Genomic DNA, 15,900 nt, shown 5'->3' with positions numbered 1-15,900 from the left:
AAGGAATATTGACAACTCCTTGGCTCACAGAACGACATGGCTACGATCCGACTTTGGCCGCCCTCCACGCCCGGCTGGACGGCCCCTGCGGCGCCGCCGCGGCCCAGGCCCTCGTGCAACCCCCGGACCGGCGCGAGCACCGTGCCGCCGCCGCCCGCGCGCACGGCGCGCTCGCCGCCGCCCTCCACCGCGTCCTGACCGACGCCGGCGCGGTGTGCCGCCCCCCGCAGGCCGGGCGGCACCTGTACCCGGACTTCGAGGCGCTCCGCCCCGACCTGGCCGCCCGCGGCATCGAGGACGCCCCGCGCCTGGAGGCGGAACTGGTGCGGCGGCTGGGCCCGCACGTCCTCGGCGGGCACCGCTTCGGGGACGATCCCGAAGCCCTGCGGGTGCGGCTGTCAACCGACCTGGCGGCCCCCGGCGTCTCCCCGGACGCCGCGCCCCTCCCGGCCGGCTCCGCCCCGCCCGGACCCGGGACCCCTCCGGAGCGGCCCGGGACGGAGGCGGCGCTGGCGGCGGTGGCGACGGCCCTGGCCGGACTGACGGCCGGGTGACCGGGTGACAGCAGATCCCGTGAAGTCTTCAGGACGCCGATGGGAGCCCAGCATGACCCAGCAGACCAGGAAACCCGCCCACGTCCTCCACGACGCCCCGGGCTCCCACCCCGCCGCCCCGTCCGGCCTCAGGCCGCTCGGCGAGGCGCGCACCTGGCCGCGGTCCTTCGCCGACCGGCTCACCGACCCGCTGCCCGGCATACGCTCGCTGGCGCGGATAGCCCGCGAGGGCACCACGCGCCCCGACCCCGAGTCGCTCCGCGACATCCCGCTGCTGCCCGTCGAACCGGGGCCCCTGCCGCGGGTCGGCGCCGACACCGTCGCCGTCACCTGGGCCGGACACGCCAGCTGGGTGGTGCGCATCGGCGGCCTGACCGTCCTGACCGACCCCGTCTGGTCCCGCCGGATCCTGGGCACCCCGGCCCGGGTCACCCCGGTCGGCGTCCCCTGGGAGGACCTGCCCCGCGTCGACGCCGTGGTGATCTCCCACAACCACTACGACCACCTCGACCTGCCCACCCTCAGGCGGCTGCCGCGCGACACCCCGCTGTTCGTCCCCGCCGGCCTGGGCGCCTGGTGCCGGCGCCGCCGCTTCACGTGCGTCACCGAACTGGACTGGTGGGAGGCGGCCGAGCTGCCCTCGCCGGGCGGCGGCGCCGTGCGGTTCGACTTCGTCCCCTCCCACCACTGGTCGCGGCGCACCCTGACCGACACCTGCCGCTCGCTGTGGGGCGGCTGGGTGCTCACCGACCGCCACGGGCAGCGCGTCCACTTCGCGGGCGACACCGGATACGGGCACTGGTTCGCCGAGATCGGCCGCCGGCTGCCCGGCATCGACCTCGCCCTGCTGCCCATCGGCGCCTACGCCCCGCGCTGGATGCTCCGCCCCGTCCACACCGACCCCGAGGAGGCCGTCGCCGCCTGCGTGGACCTCGGGGCGCGGCGGATGGCCCCCATGCACTGGGGCACCTTCCTGCTCTCGGCCGAACCCCCGCTGGAGCCGCTGACCCGGGTACGGGCCGCCTGGGCCGCGACCGGCCGGCCGCGCGAGGACCTGTGGGACCTGCCCATCGGGGGCTCCAGGGTGCTGGAGTGACGGGTGCCGCAGTGACGGGTACCGGAGTGACGGGTGCCGGGACGACGGACGCGCCCGCCGTGCGGCCCCGCGGCTACCGGGAGGCGGACCGGGCGGGACGCAGCCGCCGCCACGCCGGGGGCACCGCGCCGATCAGCAGCGTCAGCGCGACCGCGGCGGCCACGCCCTCCCACGGCTCGGGGAACAGCGAACCGCCCAGCACGCCGATGAGCTGGTAGGTCGCCGTCCACGCCAGGCAGGCCGCCGCGTCACCGCGCGCGAAGGAACGCATCGGCATCCGCGACAGGAGGCAGGCGACCATCACCGGAATCCGCCCGGCCGGCAGCAGCCGGGAGAGCACCAGCACCGCCACGCCGTGCTCGTCCAGCTTCCGCCGGGCCGCCGCGAGCCGGTCCGGCTCGGCCCTGGACCGCAGCCACCGCTGCCAGCGCGCGCCGACCGCCGACCGCTCCCCGCGCTGCCCCAGCCAGTACAGCCCCAGGTCGCCCAGGAACGCGGCCAGCGCCGCGACGGCGAACACCAGCAGCAGCGGAGGCACCGGGGGACTGCTGTGGAAGGCCACCACCGCCGCTCCGCTGACCACCGCCCCCGTCGGAACCACCGGCACCAGCGCGCCGAACGCCACCAGCAGGAACAGCGATGGATAACCCGCCGCCCCAGGCACCACCTGAGCCGGAAGCTCCCGCACCGCGGCGAGCAGCGCCTCTGTCACCCGTCCCCCAGTCTTATGCTCTCGCCGTGCGCCAGCCGGTGCACCGCCGCCCCCGGCGCGCTCCGCGCCGCCAGCCGGACGAACTCGTCCCCCGGGGAGTGGAACTCGTGCGGCCGGACCGCGTCCAGACCGATCGGCCAGTACGTGCCGTAGTGCACCGGCACCGCGCGGGGCGCCCCCAGCCGCGCCAGCGCCTCGGCGGCCCGCCGCGCGTTCATGTGGCCCTCGCCCAGCCGCGGCCCCCAGCCGCCGACGGGCAGCAGCGCCACGTCCACCTCGCCGACGGCCTCCGCCATGGAGTCGAACAGGCCCGTGTCCCCGGCGAAGTACGTCCGGGCCTCCCCCTCCACCACGTAGCCGAGCGCGGGCGCCAGCCGCGGCCCGTACGGCAGCCGCCGCCCGTCGTGCAGCGCGGGCACCGCGCGGACGGTCACCGGGCCGACCCGCACCAGGTCGCCCACGTCCGCCTCCTCGATCCGCAGCCGCTCCGCCAGCCGCCGCAGCCGCGCCACCGCGGCGAGCGCGCCGCGCGGCACCACCACCCGCGTCCCCGGCTCCAGCCGGGCCAGGGAAGGCAGGTGGAGGTGGTCGGCGTGGAGGTGGGAGACCAGCACCGCGTCCACCCGCGCCGCCGACTCGGGCGGCAGGTCACCGCGCCGCCTGCGCAGATGGGCCAGCCGGCGGACGAACAGCGGGTCGGTGAGCACCGTCACCCCGGAGTCCCGCACGGTCGCCGTGGCATGGCCCCACCAGGTGATCTCCACCGGCACCCGGGCCCTCCTCCCGTCCGCTCACCCCGTCACCGCGTCGATCCTCTCATTGTTCCCGCGGCGCGCCCCGGCTACCGCGCCCCGCCCCCCGGCGCCTCCCGGCCGCGCCGGGGAGCGCCCCCGGAAGGGTGACGCACTGTGGAAAGGTGGAACATGCCCCCGCGACCGGGGCGGTTCCCGGTACCGGGCCCACGCCCGGACCGACGGCCACACACGGACGGAGAACGGGAAAGGCGGAACGGCGTGCGGATGGCGGCCTGGCGCAGGGCGGGCGGCGCGGTGCTGCGCGTGTCGGTCGTATGGGCGGTGAGCACCCTGACCATGCTCGTGCTGGCCGGTCTGCTGCCCGACTTCCGGATCCAGTCCGCCGACGGCGACTCCGCCACCAGCATCGGGATCACCGCCGCCCTGGGGGCCGGCGCCTTCGGCCTCCTCGGCGCCCTGGTGTGGCCCCTGCTGGTCAGAGCGCTGCTGCTGGTGCCCGCCCTCGTCCTGGGCCTGCTGGTGTTCTTCCTCAACGGCTCGCTGCTGTGGTTCGCGCTCAGCCTCCTCCCCGAGGACAGGGGCGAGGCCGACCCCCGGACCGCCGTGGTGGTCGCCGCCGCCATGTCCGCCGCCTCATCGGCGGCCAGCACCTTCCTGGCCGTCCGCGACGACGGCGCCTACCGGCGGCGCCTGGCCCGGCTCGCCGACCGCCGCTGGCGCCGCGCCGGGCGCCGGGAGGTGCCCGCCACGCCGGGCACGGTCTTCCTCCAGCTCGACGGCCTCGGATACGACGTGCTGCGCGAGGCGATCACCGCCCCCGAGGGCTGCGAACCGCTGATGCCCGCCGTCGCCGCCATGTGCCGCGACACCCACCGCCTCGTCCCCTGGCACACCGACTGGTCCAGCCAGACCGGCGCCAGCCAGCTCGGCATCCTGCACGGCTCCAACGAGGACGTGCCGGCCTTCCGCTGGTACGAGAAGGAGACCGGCGAGGTGGTGATCAGCAACCGGCCCAGCAGCGCCGCCGAGCTCCAGCGCCGCGCCGCGGCCCGCAGCGGGCACCCGGGACTGCTGGCCCACGACGGCGCCAGCCGCGGCAACCTCTTCAGCGGCGGCGCGGCCCAGGCCGCCCTGGTGCTGTCCGTCTCCGCCCGCCGCGGGCGGCACAACCGCTCCCGCGCCGGCTACTTCGCGTACTTCTCCGACCCCGCCAACGCCACCCGGACGGCCGCCTCCTTCGCCGTCGAGGTCGTCCGCGAACTCCTCCAGGCGGGCCGGGCCAGGCTGCGCGGGGAGCGGCCCAGGGTGGGGCGCGGGGGGCTCTACCCCCTCATCCGGGCCTTCGCCACCGTCGTCGAGAGGGACGTGGTGGTCGCCTCCGTCCTCGGCGACGTCCTCAACGGGCGGACCGCCGTCTACGCCGACCTGGTCGCCTACGACGAGGTGGCCCACCACTCCGGGCCCCGGAGCCGCGACACCCACCAGGTGCTGCGGCGGCTCGACCGGGCCGTCGCGCTGATCGCCGAGGTCGCCGAGCGGGCCCCCCGGCCGTACCGCCTGGTGCTCCTCTCCGACCACGGGCAGAGCCCGGGCGAGCCCTTCGCCGCGCGCTACGGGCTCACCCTGGAGGACCTGGTGCGGGCCGGCTGCGGGCTGCCCGTCTCCCGGCGCGCCAGGCGGTCGCCCAGCGGGGCCGAGGCCCGCGCCGCCGCCCGCGCCGCCCTCCACCGGCCCGAGGACGGGCACGGCGCCGAACCGCACCGGGTCACCGGTCCCGGGCCGGTGGTGCTGGGCTCGGGCAACCTCGGCCTGGTCTCCTTCCCCGGCATCCCCGGGCGCGCCACCCGCGAGGAGATCGAGCGCCGCCACCCCGCCCTGCTGCGGACCCTCGCCGACCACCCAGGCATCGGCTTCCTGCTCGTCCACAGCGAACGCCACGGGCCGGTGGTGCTCGGCGCGAACGGCGCCGAGCACCACCTGGCCACCGGCGAGATCACCGGACGCGACCCCCTGGCCCCCTACGGGCCGCGCGCCGCCGAGGCGGTGCGGCGGACCGCCGGCTTCCCGCACACCGCCGACATCATGGTCAACTCCGCCCTCGAACCGGAGACCGGCGCCGTCCACGCCTTCGAGGAGCAGCTCGGCTCCCACGGCGGCCTCGGCGGCGAGCAGTCCCGGGCGTTCCTGCTCTACCCCCGCCTGCTCCCCGCGCCGGACGAGGACGGGGAGCTGGTCGGCGCCGAGCGGATCCACCGGGTGCTGCGCGGCTGGCTGCACGAGGCGGAGAAGGCCCCCGTCCTGCCCACGCCGCTCCCGGCCCGCGTCCCCCTCCGCTGACCCGCCCGCGGCACCGGCCCGCCGCCTGCGGACGGGTTCCACAGGCGGGGCAGGACGGAAAGAAATAATGTGCCAAGCAGTTCGTATGACCGCGAGGTGCGGGCAGGGCCGTCGCCCGTCGCCGCCCGCCATTACCCGAGCGGTAATCGACCCCGGCGCCGGTCCCCGGCAGGGTGGAGCCACCCGGGTCCGGACGGCACTCTCCGGACGGACCCCGGCCCCGGACGGCGGCACACCCACGCGCCGCCCACCGTCCCGCCCCGACACACGGAAGGCCCCACCATGTCCGCGACCTCGCTCGGCACCCTCGGCACCACCCGGCCCGGCACCGCAGGCCCCTCCCCGGTGCGGCTGCGCCGCCTCCTCGCCCTGGACGCGGCCGTCACCGCCGTCAACGGCCTGGCCTACCTCGCCCTCCCCGGCTTCCTCGGCAGGCTCCTCGGCGTGGACGCGGCCCTGCTGACGGGGCTCGGCGTCTTCCTGCTGCTGTACGGGGCGGGAGTCGGCGTCCTCGCCTCCCGCCCCGCCCCGCCCCGCCCGGGGTGCGCCTGGTGGTCGAGGGCAACCTGCTGTGGGCGCTGGCCGGTGTCGCCGCCCTGGCCACGGGCCTGCTGAGCCCGACCACGGCGGGGCTGGTGTGGATCCCGCTCCAGGCCGCGGTGGTCGCGGCCTTCGCCGCCGGCCAGCACCTGGCGCTGCGCGCCGCCACCCGCCCGGCCGGCTGACCCCCGGCCGGGCCGTCACCCCAGGAGCATCGGCAGCGCGGCGGCCGTCTCCGGGTCGGCCGGGACGAAGGTCTCGATGGCCAGCTCGGAGACGGTCACGTCGATGGGGGTGTTGAACGTGGCGATCGTGGAGAAGAACGACAGCGTCCGCCCCCGGTGGTCGATCACCATCGGCAGGGCGAAGGGGATCTCCCGGCCGCGCCGCTCGGTGCCGCCCCGGGGCAGCGGATAGGCGGCGACCTCCTCGTACAGCTCGCGCAGCGGCGCCGACCGCAGCAGCGCGAGCTGCCGCTGCATCTGCTCCAGCAGATGCTCGCGCCACTCCAGGAAGTTGCGGATGCGCGGGGCCAGACCCTCGGGGTGGAGGGTGAGGCGCATGGCGTTCGGCGGAGGCCCCAGCAGGTGGCCGGCCACCCCCTCCAGGAGGGCGGTGATCCCGCGGTTGGCGGCCAGCACCTCGTACCGTCCGTCCACCACCAGGGCCGGATACGGCTCGTAGGCCGTCAGCATCCGCTCCAGACTGCCGCGCAGGGAGGCCAGGGCGGGGTCGTCCACCGGGGTCTCGGGGTAGTGCGGGGCGTAACCGGCGGCCAGCAGCAGCGCGTTCCGCTCCCGGACGGGGACGGACAGGTGCTCGGCCAGCCGGAGCACCATCTCCTCGCTGGGCCGGGCCCGCCCGGTCTCGACGAAGCTGATGTGCCGGGCCGAGGAGTCGGCGCGCAGGGCCAGCTCCAGTTGGCTGAGCCCGGCGCGCCGCCGCCAGTGCCGCAGCATGGGACCCACTCCGGTGCCCGCGTCGACTGCCACAGAAGTCATGGCCGCGACCCTAGGCTGGGAGGACCGTCTACCGAAAGCGAGATTCGTGCCATGCCACCGAAGCCGCTGACCCCGGAGGAGATCGACAGCGCCCTGGCGGAGCTGCCCGGATGGGAGTGGGACCGGGAGCGGGACCTGCTGAAGCGCTCCTACTCCTTCGCCCGGCACCTCCAGGCCGCGGCGACGGTGATCCACGTGGCGGAGATCCAGGACGAGCTGGACCACCACGCCGACCTGCTGCTCGGCTACAACACGCTGTGGGTGTCGGTGAACACCCACAGCGTGGGCGGGAAGGTGACCGCGCTGGACGTGCGGCTGGCGCGCCGCATCGAGGAGATCGCGCCGGCGCACGGGGCGAGGTGACCCCTCGCCCCGGGCGCCGGCGCGGGGGCCGGGCGGCTCAGCCCGTGACGGGGGTGGGGCCGTAGGACTCCAGGGCCGGGCGGACCGGCTGGTGGAAGGTGGTGCCGCCGATGGCGCGGTTGCCCGACCCGCCGGAGGTCACGCCCTGGGCCCGGTCCCGGAGAGGCAGGGGCCGCCGGAGTCGCCGGGCCCGGCGCACACGGTGGTCCGTCCGCGGTGGACCGTTCCGCCGCCCGGCCCGGACGGCGCCGCGCCGCCCCGCCGGACGGCGCCGCACCGCCCCGCCGGACGGTGCGCGGGACGGCGCCGGGGCCGGGTGCCGGAATCGGGGAGGAGCCGGTCCGGCGTCAGCCCAGGGTGTCCGGGTCGGCGCCGAGCCGGTTGCCGGCGTCGAGCGCGGCCAGCCGCGCCATGTCGTCGTCCTCCAGGACGAAGTCGAAGACGGCGATGTTCTCCTCGATGCGGGAGGGGGTGACGGACTTGGGGATCACCACGTTCCCGAGCTGGAGGTGCCAGCGCAGCACCACCTGGGCCGGGGTGCGGCCGTGCTTCCGGGCGACCTCGGCGACCGCCGGGTCCTCCAGCAGGCCCTTGCCCTGGCCCAGCGGCGACCACGCCTCGGTGGCGATGCCGTGCTCGGCGTGGAAGGCGCGCGACTCGGCCTGCTGGAACCAGGGGTGGAGCTCGATCTGGTTGACGGCCGGGACGATCTCGGTCTCCTCCATCAGCCGCCGCAGGTGGGTGGGCTTGAAGTTGGAGACGCCGATGGCCTTGGCCCGGCCGTCGGCGTACAGCTTCTCCAGCGCCTTCCAGGTCTCCACGTAGCGGTCCTGCTTCGGCGCCGGCCAGTGGATCAGGTAGAGGTCCACGTAGTCCAGGCCGAGCCGCTCCAGGGACTCGTCGAAGGCGCGCAGGGTGGAGTCGTACCCGTGCCGGTCGTTCCAGACCTTGGTGGTGACGAACAGCTCCTCGCGCGGCACCCCGGACTCGGCGATGGCCCGTCCGGTGCCCGTCTCGTTCCGGTACAGGGCGGCGGTGTCGATGCTGCGGTAGCCCGAGGCGATGGCGTGGGCGACGGCGGACGTGGCCTCGTCGTCCGGGACCTGCCACACGCCGAAGCCGAGCTGGGGCATCCGGACGCCGTTGTTGAGGATGATGTTGGGGACGTTGCTCACGTGTGATCGGTCCTTTGGTTCGGTTGCGGCACATGTACCCGGCCCCACAACGATCATGACCGCGCGGGCATTCCCCTGGTCCGTTCGAGGTCAGCTGTGGTAGAGCGCCTCGATCTCGGCCGCGTACGTCTTCTCGACCGCCTTCCGCCGCAGTTTCAGGGAGGGGGTGAGCAGCCCCTCCTCCTCGGTGAACCGCGAGCTCAGGATCCGGAAGGTGCGGATGGACTCGGCCTGGGAGACGAGGGTGTTGGCGGCCACCACCGCCCGTCTGATCTCGTTCTCCAGCTCGGGGTCGCGGACGAGTTCGGCCGGGCCCAGCCCGGTCTTGTTCCGCATGGTCAGCCAGTGGTGCACGGCCTCCTCGTCGAGGGTGACCAGGGCGGCGACATAGGGCCGGTCGTTGCCGACGACGACGCACTGGGCCACCAGGGGGTGGGCCCGCACCCGGTCCTCCAGAACGGCGGGGGACAGGCTCTTGCCGCCCGAGGTGATCAGGACGTCCTTCTTCCGGCCGGTGATCGTCAGGTAGCCGTCCTCGTCCAGGTGGCCGAGGTCGCCGGTGGCCAGCCAGCCGTCGCGCAGGACCTCGGCGGTGGCCCGGGGGTCGTTGAGGTACCCGGCGAAGACCTGCCCGCCGCGCAGCCACACCTCGCCGTCGTCGGCGATGTGGACGGTGGTGCCGGGGACGGGCACGCCGACGGTGCCGAAGCGGGTCTGCTCGGGCGGGTTGGCGGTGGCCGCCGCGGTGGACTCCGTCAGCCCGTACCCCTCGAAGATGCGGATCCCCGCGCCGTCGTAGAACAGGCCCAGCCGCCGGTCCATGGCCGAGCCGCCGGACATGGCGTGGCGGCAGCGCCCGCCGAAGGCCGCGCGGAGCCGGGAGTAGACGACCTTGTCGAAGAACCGGTGCCGCAGCCGCAGGGCGGCGCCGGGCCCGGGACCGGTGCCGAACGCCTTGTTCTCCATGGCCTCGGCGTAGCGGACGGCGACCTCCACGGCCTTGTCGAAGGGACCCTCCCGGCCCTCGGCCTCGGCCTTGCGGCGGGCGGCGTGGAAGATCCGCTCGAAGATGTAGGGCACGGCCAGGACGAAGGTGGGCCGGAAGGACTCCAGGTCGGGCAGGAGGGCGGAGGCGGTGAGCTCGGGCTGGTGGCCGAGCCGGACCCGGGCGCGGATCGCGCCGACCTCGATCATCCGCCCGAAGACGTGGGCGAGGGGGAGGAAGAGGAGGGTGGCCGGCTGCTCGCCGGCCCTGGAGGTGAACACCGTCTCGTAGCGCCGGACGATGTTGTCGCACTCGGCCATGAAGTTGCCGTGGGTGATCACGCAGCCCCTGGGGCGCCCGGTGGTGCCGGAGGTGTAGATGACGGTCGCCGGGGTGTCCGGGGTCAGCGCGCGCCGGTGGCGGTGCACCACGTCGTCCCGGAGGTGGGCGCCCGCCGCGGACAGCGCCCCCTCGGCGTCGGCGTCGAGCTGCCACAGCCGCCGCAGGCGCGGCAGCCGGTCGACGACCGAGCCGACGGTCATCGCGTGGTCCTCGTGCTCCACCACGGCGGCCGTCACCTCGGAGTCGTGGAGCGCCCAGTAGACCTGCTCGGCCGAGGAGGTCGGGTAGACCGGCACGGACTGGGCGCCGATGGACCACAGGGCGAAGTCGAAGAGGGTCCACTCGTAGCGGGTGCGGGACATGATGGCGACCCGGTCGCCGAACCGCACGCCCTCGGCGAGCAGCCCCTTGGCCAGGGCCAGGACCTGGTCGCGGAACTCGGCGGCGGTCACGTCCCGCCAGACGCCGGAGGCGTCCTTGCGGGAGAGGGCCGTCCGCCTCGGGTCCTCGTCGGCGTACTCGAAGACGGCGTCGGCCAGCCCTCCTGTCCGGGGAGCCGTCGCCAGGGCGGGGACGGTGAACTCGCGCAATTGCCGCTCCTTGGTGCGCCGCCGCATGAGGACCCACGGCGGGGCGACCGTATCGGATTCGCCGACTGCCCAGGAAGGGTGGTGATGGTGCGCGGTGGGGTGAATGGGGGCACTTCAGGCCCGCCGTGGTGGACCGTCACCGTTCATCCCGGATATCTGCACGGACTCTCCGCGGCCGTGCGCCCCCTCGCGCGCCGTCCGCGGCGGCGGTCACCCCCGGCGGACGGGCAGGGCGAGGCGGTCCTCACCGGCGTAGACGTTCATCGACGCCCCCCGCAGGAACCCCACCAGGGTCAGCCCGGCCTCGGCGGCCAGGTCGACGGCGAGGGAGGAGGGGGCCGAGACGGCGGCCAGCACCGGGATGCCGGCCATCACCGCCTTCTGCGCCAGCTCGAACGAGGCGCGCCCCGACACCAGCAGCACCGTCTCCGACAGGGGCAGGCGCCCGTCGGTCAGGGCGCGCCCGACCAGCTTGTCGACGGCGTTGTGGCGGCCGACGTCCTCCCGCAGGTCCAGCAGCTCCCCGTCGGGGGTGAACAGCCCGGCCGCGTGGAGCCCACCGGTCCGGTCGAACACCTTCTGGGCGGCCCGCAGCCGGTCGGGGAGGGCGGACAGCACGGCGGGGTCGACGCGCACCGGGGCGCCGCCGGCGAGCGGCCAGCGGGTCGTGGTGCGGACCGCGTCCAGGCTGGTCTTGCCGCACAGGCCGCAGGAGGAGCTGGTGTAGACGCTCCGCTCCAGCCGGCCCAGGGTGGCCTCGGGGACGGGGACGCCCTGGGCGAGGCGGACGTCGACGACGTTGTAGCTGTTGCGGGTGGTGCCGTCGGCCTGCTCGGTGGCGCCCGCGCAGTAGACGATGTTCGCCAGCTCCTTCGGGGAGCCCAGGACGCCCTCGCTGACCAGGAAGCCCGCGGCCAGCGCGAAGTCGTCGCCGGGAGTGCGCATGGTGACGGCCAGCGGCTCGCCGTTCAGCCGGATCTCCAGCGGCTCCTCGGCCACGAGGGTGTCGGGGCGCTCGCTCACCGCGCCGTCGCGTACGCGGACGACACGGCGGCGCTCGGTGACTCGGCCCATGGGTGATCCGTCCCGCCTTCGGTTCGGTGCCGTACAACCGCGGCTCCCCGGCCGCGGTCGTCCCATTGTGCGCCCCTGCGCGCCGCCGTCCCAGGACGCGCCCCGCACGCGGCCGGCGACCGCGCCGCCGTGCCCGTCCGCTCACGCGGCGTGAAGGACCCCGGCCGCCCTCCCGCACCCCGCCGGACCACGGGTTATGCGGGTGAGAGGCACCCCGAAAGCTTGGTACAGTGTTCCCTGTCGCCGCGGCCGGAAGGCCGCGAGACGCACACCTTGTCCGGGTGGCGGAATGGCAGACGCGCTAGCTTGAGGTGCTAGTGCCCTTTATCGGGCGTGGGGGTTCAAGTCCCCCCTCGGACACGTGGAGATACCGAGGGAACGGGTCTCCGGAAGCGACGGAAGTCGCTCCCGGAGACCCGTTCCCGTTATCGGTCGGTCGTCACGGCGGATGCGGGTGCATCGCTCGGCGGCACGGCCCCGCCGCACCCTCGGCGACCGTGCCGCCGGTGCGTCGAACACGGCCACGGAACCTCCGCCACGGGGCGGCCGACGGATGTCATGGGCCCGTGGAGGGGTGATCCGGGAGGGCCCCGGCCCGTACAGCCTGCCGTGAGGACCTCGCCAGCGCCTCGCGACTCCGGCGGAGCCCCTCCCCACGGTGGCACGGCTCGCGGAGGTGCCCGGGGATGGGCCGTGGGGGCGCCGACCGGCTGGTCGCCCCCCCCACGGTGGAGTCCGGACGGTCGTGTCCGTCGCCGGGATCACGCCCGGACGGCCCCCAGGGCGGTCTCCGCGTCCCGGCCGTCCCAGCCTCCGGGGGTACGCCAGAGGACCCGGACACCGAAGACGTCGTGGATGACGTCGGCCGACCACTCCTCGGCGGGCGGTCCGGCCAGGACCAGGTGGAGGCGGTCGGCGGGGGCGGGCAGGGCGTGGTTGATCTCGAGGAGGCGGGCCGCTCCCGAGCGGAGGTCGGCGTGGGAGGACAGGCCGGCGCCGAGGACCTCGTAGAGGAAGAGGCCGTGCTCGGTGTCGCAACTGACGTCGACAACCGGCGAGTTGTCCGGCTGCAGGTCCGCTCGCAGCAGAGCCGCCATCAGTTCGAAGCGCACGGCCTCGTGGGTCTTGCACGTGCGGTCGGCTGCCGCCGAGGCCTCCAGGGACTGGCGGAGACCGGCGCTCGGTTCGGCCTTCAGAGTGGTGGTGTCGGCTGCGGTGGGCATGGGGGCGGATTCCTTCGGCTCGGGCTGCTGCGGGACTGCGGGGGTTTCCTCGGCTTCCTCGGCTTCCTCGGGCTCCTCAGGCTCCTCGACTTCCTCGGTCTCCTCGGGCTCCTCGGTCTCCTCCGTCTCCGTCACCGGGTCGGCCGTGGCGGCCAGGCGCTGCCGGAGGGCCCGTCGGGCCTCGGCCAGGGCGTCGCCCCAGCCGCTGCGCTCCAGGTCGGCCCGGATCCGGCCCAGGTCCGGAGCGCTGGAGGCGAGCGCGCGGCTGGTGTTCACGGCCAGGTCCCGCAGCAGGTTCAGGCGGGGCCGGTCCGGGGAGCCGAGCACGCGCCAGACGTCCAGCCAGTCGTGCTGGTCCAGACGCAGGCAGCGGTTGGCCATGCCCTTGAGTTCCGAGAGCCGGGCCCGGGCATCGCTCGGGACGTCCCCGTCGGCCAGCTCCTCGAAGACGCCGAGCGCGTCCACGTAGCGCTGGGCCATGGTGGGCGAGATGGGCTTGCGGCCCCGCTCGTCGACGGTGACGAAGCTGACGTTGGAGTCGTGACGGAGCACCCAGACGTCCAGTTCCGCGCCGACGGCGGGAGGCGCGGAGCCGTGGCGCACGGCCAGCAGCAGCGGGCGGTCGGTGGCAGGTGAGACGGCCTCGACCTTGTAGTTGCCGCCGCTGGTGTGGCCGATCACCCGGACCCGGAGGTCGGTGCCGACCTCGGGGATGCTGCCTGCCGCCGCGTCCGGCGCGGCCTCGCCGGCCGGTTGTTCCGTGCCGTCGCCGGTGTTGGTGAGGGCCTCCGGGAGCGGGGAGGTGTGCAGGACGGTCAGGCTCTGGGTGCTGCGGGTGAGGGCGATGTACAGCTGGCGCAGACCGGCAGGGCCGCGGTCGGCGATGGTGGTGGGTTCGACGACGAGGACGTGGTCGTACTCCATGCCCTTGGCGTCGGCGGCGGCCAGCACGGACACCGACTCGCGCTCCCGGCCCGCGATGCCCTCGGCCAGGTCCAGTCGGCGGCCGATCTCCTCCAGCCAGCCGGAGTCGTCGGGGACGATGACGGCCACCGAGCGCAGGGTGTGCCCGTCGCTGGTGCCGACCAGGCGGGTGACCTGGGCGATGGTGTCGTCGAGGAGTTTCCACGGCTCGGTCGCCATGACGCGGACGGCGTCCTCGCCGGCCTCCCGTACGGCCTGCGGGTAGGGCAGGGCGGGGGCGACGGCACGGGCCAGGGGAGCGACGAACTCCATGATCTCGACGGGCACGCGGTAGCTGGTGTTCAGCTCCGCGACGCGCCAGTCGCCGTGGTCGGACAGCAGAGCACCGAGGTGGTCCCAGCCGGTGTGGGCGTGGGGGCCGGTGGCCTGGGCGAGGTCGCCGAGGACGGTCATGGAGCCGTTCGCCGCGCAGCGGCGGCGCAGGGAACGGGCCTGCATGGGGGTCAGGTCCTGGGCCTCGTCGATGACGATGTGCCCGTAGCGCCGCGGGGTCTCCCCGTCGATGAGGTACCGCAGCTCCTCCAGGCAGACCTGGTCGTCCAGGGTCCAGGGCTCGTCGGCGGCCGCGGCGGCCCGGGGCCGGTGCAGAGCGGCCTGCTCCTCCTCGGTGAGGATGCCGTCGGCGCAGGAGCGCAACAGGTCGGGCGAGTCGTAGAGGCTGCGGAGGGCCTCCCTGGCACCCGGCGACGGCCAGACGCGTTCGACGAGGCGCTCGACCCGGCGGTTGCGTTCCAGGTCGCGGCGGATCGCGCTGTCACGGCCGCGCCGCGGGGCGACGGCGGTCAACTCCCGCAGGAGACGGTCGACGAGGAGGCTGCGGAAGCGGTCGCGGCGCTCGCGGTAGGCGCCGTCGCCGCCACGGGCCCGATCGAGGACGGCGAGGATCTCCGAGCGCGGAATGCGCAGGGTCGTGCTGCCGGCGGTGACGGTGAACGCCGGCTCGTCGCCCTCGTAGGAAGGGGCGGCGACCAGGCCGTCGACGGCCTCGGGGCGGCACTCGTTCTCCACCCGCCGCCGCAGGACGGCGGCCATGCGCTCGTCGGACTTCACCAGCCGCGCCTGCGGGCTGTCGGAGCCGAGGACCTCGCCGTCCCACAGCCGGGTCAGCTGCACGGCGTTGACGTTGCGGACGCCGAGCGTGGGCAGGACCTGGCCGACGTAGTCCAGGAACCTCTGGTGGGGCCCGATGACGAGGACGTCCTGGGCCTTGAAGTGATCGTTGTGGACGAGCCAGGTCACCCGGTGCAGACCGACCGCGGACTTACCGGTACCCGGGCCGCCCTGCACGACGAGGACGTCGGAGGGCGAGCCGGTGACCAGGGCCATCTGGTCGCGGCGGATGGTCTCGACGATGTCCCGCATGCGGCCGCCGCGCGAGCGCTGGAGCTCCCGCAGGAGGAAGTCGTCGGGCTGCAGGGGCCTGCGGCGCTGGATGCGCACGATGTCGCCCGGGGTGGGGACCTGCGGGCGCGGCGCCTGTGGCTCCTGCGGGGCGGCGGCCGGAGCCGCCTGGGTTTCGGGAGCCTCCGGCTCGGCGTCGTCCATGGCCGGCCGCGGCCGGGGAACGGAGACGGCGGTGGCGATCTCGTCGAAGTAGTCCTCGACGATGCGCTGCGCGCAGCGCAGCTGCCGCCGCAGGAGCACGTCCCCGGGGTCGGACGGCAGCGCCTCGGCCCACTTCTTGGCGAGCGGGCTGGTCCACAGCAGGACCACCGGGTCACCGGTCGCGGGATCGCGGACGCCGCGGCGGCCGATGTACCAGGTCTCCGGGGCGTCACCGGACTCGCCCGCCACGTCGACGCGGCTGACGACCAGCGACGCGCTTCCGAGGCCGCCGTACGCCGCGGCCCGCTCCTCGGCCTCGATCCGGTTGGCGACGCTGTCCTTCCCGCTGGCGGAGGCCGTGGCGACCGACTGCCCGGTCAGCTCGGCCAACTGCGTCTCGTAGCAGTCGTAGGCGCGGTCCACCGCCTTCTGCTCGGTGGCGATGATCTCGTCGCGTGTGGTGGTGCCCATGTGCTTCCCCTCCTTTGCGGCGCCCCGGGAGGCGCCGCGCCGGGCATACCGCCCGGACCCCGCCAAAGAACTATCAGAGAATCCAACGCGGCAAGACGCCGGCAGGCCAGTGCGGGAACCGGCTCGCAGGCTTCTGCCCGAGGCGGTCCCGAC

General features: G+C 75.0%; 12 protein-coding genes, 1 tRNA gene and 1 pseudogene. 6 read left to right on the top strand and 8 right to left on the bottom strand.

Annotated features, from left to right (window positions below; translation table 11 throughout):
* The first annotated feature begins 606 nt into the window (after window positions 1-606).
* Complete coding sequence (locus tag ABD358_RS23045; RefSeq protein WP_344633025.1) at window positions 607-1,650, top strand: MBL fold metallo-hydrolase; 1,044 nt, start codon at window positions 607-609, stop codon at window positions 1,648-1,650.
* Between the two features lie 73 nt (window positions 1,651-1,723).
* Here the strand turns inward: ABD358_RS23045 and ABD358_RS23040 are convergent, their stop codons facing one another.
* A complete protein-coding gene (locus ABD358_RS23040) occupies window positions 1,724-2,362 on the bottom strand; it encodes a DedA family protein (protein ID WP_344633024.1) in 639 nt (212 codons plus the stop codon).
* Window positions 2,359-3,132 carry an MBL fold metallo-hydrolase gene (locus ABD358_RS23035; protein WP_344633023.1) on the bottom strand — a complete coding sequence of 258 codons (774 nt, stop codon included), beginning with the start codon at window positions 3,130-3,132 and terminating at the stop codon, window positions 2,359-2,361. Before ABD358_RS23035 ends, ABD358_RS23040 begins: the two co-directional genes overlap by 4 nt.
* A gap of 249 nt (window positions 3,133-3,381) precedes the next feature.
* Between ABD358_RS23035 and ABD358_RS23030 the strand changes: the two genes are divergently transcribed.
* From ABD358_RS23030 to ABD358_RS28490, 3 genes are all read left to right on the top strand, one after another.
* Window positions 3,382-5,454: a phage holin family protein gene (locus tag ABD358_RS23030; protein WP_344633029.1), complete on the top strand. Its 2,073-nt coding sequence runs from the start codon at window positions 3,382-3,384 to the stop codon at window positions 5,452-5,454.
* A gap of 282 nt (window positions 5,455-5,736) precedes the next feature.
* Window positions 5,737-6,069 (top strand): hypothetical protein, encoded by a 333-nt coding sequence (locus ABD358_RS23025; protein WP_425576398.1) that lies wholly within the window; start codon window positions 5,737-5,739, stop codon window positions 6,067-6,069.
* Window positions 6,006-6,179 carry a hypothetical protein gene (locus ABD358_RS28490; protein ID WP_425576397.1) on the top strand — a complete coding sequence of 58 codons (174 nt, stop codon included), beginning with the start codon at window positions 6,006-6,008 and terminating at the stop codon, window positions 6,177-6,179. The genes ABD358_RS23025 and ABD358_RS28490 overlap by 64 nt, the downstream gene beginning before the upstream one ends.
* 15 nt (window positions 6,180-6,194) lie before the next feature.
* Here ABD358_RS28490 and ABD358_RS23020 read toward each other — a convergent pair whose 3' ends face one another.
* On the bottom strand, window positions 6,195-6,995 hold the full coding sequence (locus ABD358_RS23020; protein WP_344633022.1) for a helix-turn-helix domain-containing protein: 801 nt from the start codon (window positions 6,993-6,995) through the stop codon (window positions 6,195-6,197).
* 51 nt (window positions 6,996-7,046) lie between these two features.
* On the opposite strand from ABD358_RS23020, the gene ABD358_RS23015 reads away from it, so the two are divergent.
* Complete coding sequence (locus ABD358_RS23015) at window positions 7,047-7,358, top strand: 4a-hydroxytetrahydrobiopterin dehydratase (RefSeq protein WP_344633021.1); 312 nt, start codon at window positions 7,047-7,049, stop codon at window positions 7,356-7,358.
* A 37-nt stretch (window positions 7,359-7,395) separates the two neighbouring features.
* On the opposite strand, the pseudogene ABD358_RS28550 reads toward ABD358_RS23015, so the two are convergent.
* The 4 genes and pseudogenes from ABD358_RS28550 to fdhD form a co-directional block, all read right to left on the bottom strand.
* Window positions 7,396-7,568: pseudogene (locus ABD358_RS28550) on the bottom strand (trypsin-like serine protease); the annotation flags it as partial.
* Between the two features lie 137 nt (window positions 7,569-7,705).
* On the bottom strand, window positions 7,706-8,533 hold the full coding sequence (locus tag ABD358_RS23005; RefSeq protein ID WP_344633020.1) for an aldo/keto reductase: 828 nt from the start codon (window positions 8,531-8,533) through the stop codon (window positions 7,706-7,708).
* A gap of 90 nt (window positions 8,534-8,623) precedes the next feature.
* Window positions 8,624-10,450: an AMP-dependent synthetase/ligase gene (locus ABD358_RS23000; RefSeq protein WP_344633019.1), complete on the bottom strand. Its 1,827-nt coding sequence runs from the start codon at window positions 10,448-10,450 to the stop codon at window positions 8,624-8,626.
* A gap of 210 nt (window positions 10,451-10,660) precedes the next feature.
* Window positions 10,661-11,524 carry a formate dehydrogenase accessory sulfurtransferase FdhD gene (gene fdhD, locus ABD358_RS22995; protein ID WP_344633018.1) on the bottom strand — a complete coding sequence of 288 codons (864 nt, stop codon included), beginning with the start codon at window positions 11,522-11,524 and terminating at the stop codon, window positions 10,661-10,663.
* Between the two features lie 275 nt (window positions 11,525-11,799).
* On the opposite strand from fdhD, the gene ABD358_RS22990 reads away from it, so the two are divergent.
* Window positions 11,800-11,884, top strand: a tRNA-Leu gene (locus ABD358_RS22990).
* Window positions 11,885-12,285: 401 nt separating this feature from the next.
* On the opposite strand, the gene ABD358_RS22985 is transcribed toward ABD358_RS22990, so the two are convergent.
* Window positions 12,286-15,747 (bottom strand): AAA family ATPase, encoded by a 3,462-nt coding sequence (locus ABD358_RS22985; RefSeq protein ID WP_344633017.1) that lies wholly within the window; start codon window positions 15,745-15,747, stop codon window positions 12,286-12,288.
* Window positions 15,748-15,900: the final 153 nt, after the last annotated feature.

The organism is Streptomyces glaucosporus, from assembly GCF_039533345.1.
Lineage (GTDB): Bacteria > Actinomycetota > Actinomycetes > Streptomycetales > Streptomycetaceae > Streptomyces > Streptomyces glaucosporus.
This window is presented reverse-complemented; position numbering and strand designations above follow the sequence as displayed.

Bases quoted from the DNA above. Each gene is read 5' to 3' on its own strand.
- ABD358_RS23045 (WP_344633025.1), top strand. From the start codon at position 607: ATGACCCAGCAGACCAGGAAACCCGCCCACGTCCTCCACGACGCCCCG.
- ABD358_RS23030 (WP_344633029.1), top strand. From the start codon at position 3,382: ATGGCGGCCTGGCGCAGGGCGGGCGGCGCGGTGCTGCGCGTGTCGGTC.
- ABD358_RS23025 (WP_425576398.1), top strand. From the start codon at position 5,737: ATGTCCGCGACCTCGCTCGGCACCCTCGGCACCACCCGGCCCGGCACC.
- ABD358_RS23020 (WP_344633022.1), bottom strand. From the start codon at position 6,995: ATGACTTCTGTGGCAGTCGACGCGGGCACCGGAGTGGGTCCCATGCTG.
- ABD358_RS23015 (WP_344633021.1), top strand. From the start codon at position 7,047: ATGCCACCGAAGCCGCTGACCCCGGAGGAGATCGACAGCGCCCTGGCG.
- fdhD (WP_344633018.1), bottom strand. From the start codon at position 11,524: ATGGGCCGAGTCACCGAGCGCCGCCGTGTCGTCCGCGTACGCGACGGC.
- ABD358_RS22985 (WP_344633017.1), bottom strand. From the start codon at position 15,747: ATGGGCACCACCACACGCGACGAGATCATCGCCACCGAGCAGAAGGCG.